Below are 2,964 nucleotides of genomic sequence, written 5' to 3' on the forward strand. Positions count from 1 at the left end.
TCGAGGACTACAAAGTCTCCCTCGACCCCGCCCCGCAAGTGGCCCAGTGCATGGATGGCGTGCTGGTGCTGTTCGACACTCAGCAAAAAGGCCTGACCGGCGTGTTGGTGGACAACCGCAAGCGCGCGGTGCGCTGCATGGGGGAGGAAAGCCCGCAGCAGGTGCAATGAGGGAGCGACGTGATTTTTGTGGGGCCTGGGAAATCGAGCGCCGCCCGCGCGGCGCTCGGTCTCCCAATCACCACATCTCTAAAGGCACGAGACCAAACGCCCAAATAAAAACCCCACCATGAAGGCGGGGTTCCGGGTTCAGCCAACCGGTCTTACTGACTGACCTGGCTCACCGAGCGCGGTGCCACCGGCTGGTTGTCGTTGGAGATGGTTACCTCGACCCGACGGTTCTGCGCACGGCCCGAATTGCTGCCGTTGTCAGCCACCGGATATTCCTTACCATACCCTTGCGACACGATACGCGCCGGGTCTACACCTGCACGCACCAGTGCCATGCGCACGCTGTTGGCACGGCGCTCGGACAGGGTCTGGTTGTAGTTGGCCGAGCCGACGCTGTCGGTGTAGCCCTCGACGATCACCTTGCGCTCCGGGTTTTCCTGGAGGAACTGCGCCAGCTTGGTAACGTTCGGGTAGGCGTTGCTCTTGAGCTCGGCCTTGTTGAAGTCGAACAGCACGTCGCCAAAGGTGACCAGGGTACCGCGGTCGGTTTGCTTGGCGTTGAGGCTGTCCTGCAGCTTGGCGATCTGTGCGTCGCGGGCATCGAGCTTGGCCTTGGCGCGCTCTGCCGAGGCATTTTTCAACTCGCCCTCAGCGGTGCGCAGGGCGATGGTCTGCTTGGCCACTTCGACGCGCTGGTTGGTCAGGTAGGCGAGCTGATCGACTTTCTTCTCGTCCTCACGGTCCATGTAGGCCTTGTCGGCCTTGTTCAGCCAGTCCTGGGCGTCCTTGGTCTCCAGTGCCGCGACCTTGCTCGATTGCGGGTCGCTTTGCAGCGCGGAGAAGTTGGTGCGGGCCGACTCGAGGTTGGCGTTAGGGTCGTGCGAGCAGGCAGCAAGACCGACGCTCAGGGCCAGCAGGGCGGGAATCATGACGTGTTTGCGCATAGTGTTCATCCTTTGATCGAGTGCGAAGGCTAAGGTTGGCGGGGCAGGGCTCACTGAGCGCTGCGCAGGCCTTCCTCACGTACGTCCTGAACGCCCTGGCGGGCATCCTGCACAGCCTTCTGGGCCTTGGCCGCCTGGGCTTTGCGTTCGGCGAGGCGGGCGTCCCATTCGGCCTGTTGGGCCAGACGCTTGGCTTCGTCGTACTTCTTGTCGTGCATGGCGATTTCGGCCTGCTTGAACTTGTCCTGCGCCGCTTTCATTTCCACGGCGGCAAACTCGGTTCCGCCAGCGCTGACGGCTGAGTTCACGGCGGACTGGGTGACGGCATACTGCTCGGTGGGCGGGTTGCCCGCACAGCCAGCCAGGACCAGGCTACTGCCCAGGGCCAGCGCGGCCAGCTTGAACCCGCGCACATGAGTGGATGACGGTTTGAAAGTGCGGGTTTTCATGGTGGTCAGTTCCATTGGATCACTCCTGATAACGACGATGTCCGTAGCAGTCCATCGCTCATTCCCTGACAGTTTCCGTGCGCTTCAGCTCAACGGTGCACGAGGGCAGGTGTGCAGGGTTTTAGCGTGATGGCTATTGGCTCCGACTCGAACGTTTTTCCAATAGTTCAGAAAAAAGTCGCCCGAGAGAGCAACTATTCGTGACTGATCGGTCAATGATTTATGCCTGGAACTTCTGCGGGCTGGGGAGGTATCCCGGGCCTCGACAAGGCCCGGAAGGGTGGTGCGGGCGGTTACTTTTCGCTGTCATCGGCGGTGGTGCTGAGGCTCTGCAGATGTTGCCGCGACAAGGACAGAAAGCGCGGCGTAGAGCCGACGTCCTCGTAAAGCGGATCACCTTCCTCGTCGGTGGCAATGACCTGACGGCCCTGCACATAGGGGAAGCTGGCTTCCAGTTCCTCCAGTGCGGCAGCCACCAGTTCGCCAAGCAGTTCTTCGGCGGTGCGCTTGGGGTACATGTCGATCAGCGCGGCCAGGCGCGCCTCGGACTCAAGGTCCAGGTGCAACACATGGCCTGTGCGGCTCAAGGTACCGGCGGCGTTCTGTTCCCAGTGCTGGGCGAGTTCACGGATTTTCATGACGACCTCTGTTAACGCCTCGTAGGGCTTGCATGGCATCGGAGTGCTGTGCTTTGAGATTAGTTTGCTTTGGCCGATCACGGCTTGCCATCGCTGCCCGGCTGTGGGCACTCTTGGGGTGTGTACCGCGCGCCCCAGTGGGCCGCGCTGAGGCTGAAAGGGATGCAGTGCGCCAGAGCCGCGCCGGAGAGAAGGGCCAATGACCGATATCGATGTGCGTTTGCGTGAAGATGTCCATGTGTTGGGTGAGCTGCTGGGTGAAACCATTCGCCAGCAGCATGGTGATGCGTTCCTGCAGAAGATCGAGGACATCCGCCACAGTGCCAAGGCCGACCGTCGCGGCCCCGGCGAGCAACTGAGCTCGACCCTGGCGGACCTTGCCGAAGAAGACCTGCTGCCAGTGGCGAGGGCCTTCAACCAGTTCCTCAACCTGGCCAACATGGCCGAGCAGTACCAGTTGATCCGCCGCCGTGATGCCGATCAGCCCGAGCCGTTCGAGGCGCGGGTACTGCCCGAGCTGCTGGCACGTCTGAAGCAGGCCGGGCACAGCAACGATGCCCTGGCCCGGCAACTGGCCAAGCTCGACATCCAGCTGGTGCTGACTGCGCACCCCACCGAGGTGGCCCGCCGCACCTTGATCCAGAAGTACGACGCCATCGCCGGCCAGCTGGCCGCCCAGGATCATCGCGACCTGACCCCGGCCGAACGCCAGCAAGTGCGCGAACGCCTGCGCCGGCTGATCGCCGAGGCCTGGCACACCGAA

The 2,964-nt window shown here is 62.6% G+C and carries 4 protein-coding genes and 1 pseudogene; 2 read left to right on the top strand and 3 right to left on the bottom strand.

What is annotated here, in order from left to right:
- Positions 1–170 (top strand): annotated as a pseudogene (locus HP547_RS29765) (hypothetical protein); the annotation flags it as partial.
- Between the two features lie 152 nt (positions 171–322).
- On the opposite strand, the gene HP547_RS26090 reads toward HP547_RS29765, so the two are convergent.
- The 3 genes from HP547_RS26090 to HP547_RS26100 all read right to left on the bottom strand — a co-directional run bounded on the left by HP547_RS26090 (position 323) and on the right by HP547_RS26100 (position 2,201).
- Positions 323–1,114, bottom strand: a complete 792-nt coding sequence (locus tag HP547_RS26090; RefSeq protein WP_172231674.1) for an OmpA family protein — start codon at positions 1,112–1,114, stop codon at positions 323–325.
- Positions 1,115–1,164: 50 nt separating this feature from the next.
- Complete coding sequence (locus HP547_RS26095; protein ID WP_172231671.1) at positions 1,165–1,578, bottom strand: DUF4398 domain-containing protein; 414 nt, start codon at positions 1,576–1,578, stop codon at positions 1,165–1,167.
- A 278-nt stretch (positions 1,579–1,856) separates the two neighbouring features.
- Positions 1,857–2,201 carry a pilin assembly protein gene (locus HP547_RS26100; protein ID WP_172231668.1) on the bottom strand — a complete coding sequence of 115 codons (345 nt, stop codon included), beginning with the start codon at positions 2,199–2,201 and terminating at the stop codon, positions 1,857–1,859.
- A 199-nt stretch (positions 2,202–2,400) separates the two neighbouring features.
- Between HP547_RS26100 and HP547_RS26105 the strand changes: the two genes are divergently transcribed.
- Positions 2,401–2,964, top strand: a 564-nt coding sequence (locus tag HP547_RS26105) for a phosphoenolpyruvate carboxylase (RefSeq protein ID WP_172288284.1), incomplete at its 3' end; no start/stop codon positions are given.

The organism is Pseudomonas sp. CM27 (assembly GCF_013179515.1).
GTDB lineage: Bacteria > Pseudomonadota > Gammaproteobacteria > Pseudomonadales > Pseudomonadaceae > Aquipseudomonas.

Bases quoted from the DNA above. Each gene is read 5' to 3' on its own strand.
- HP547_RS26090 (WP_172231674.1), bottom strand. From the start codon at position 1,114: ATGCGCAAACACGTCATGATTCCCGCCCTGCTGGCCCTGAGCGTCGGT.
- HP547_RS26100 (WP_172231668.1), bottom strand. From the start codon at position 2,201: ATGAAAATCCGTGAACTCGCCCAGCACTGGGAACAGAACGCCGCCGGT.
- HP547_RS26095 (WP_172231671.1), bottom strand. From the start codon at position 1,578: ATGGAACTGACCACCATGAAAACCCGCACTTTCAAACCGTCATCCACT.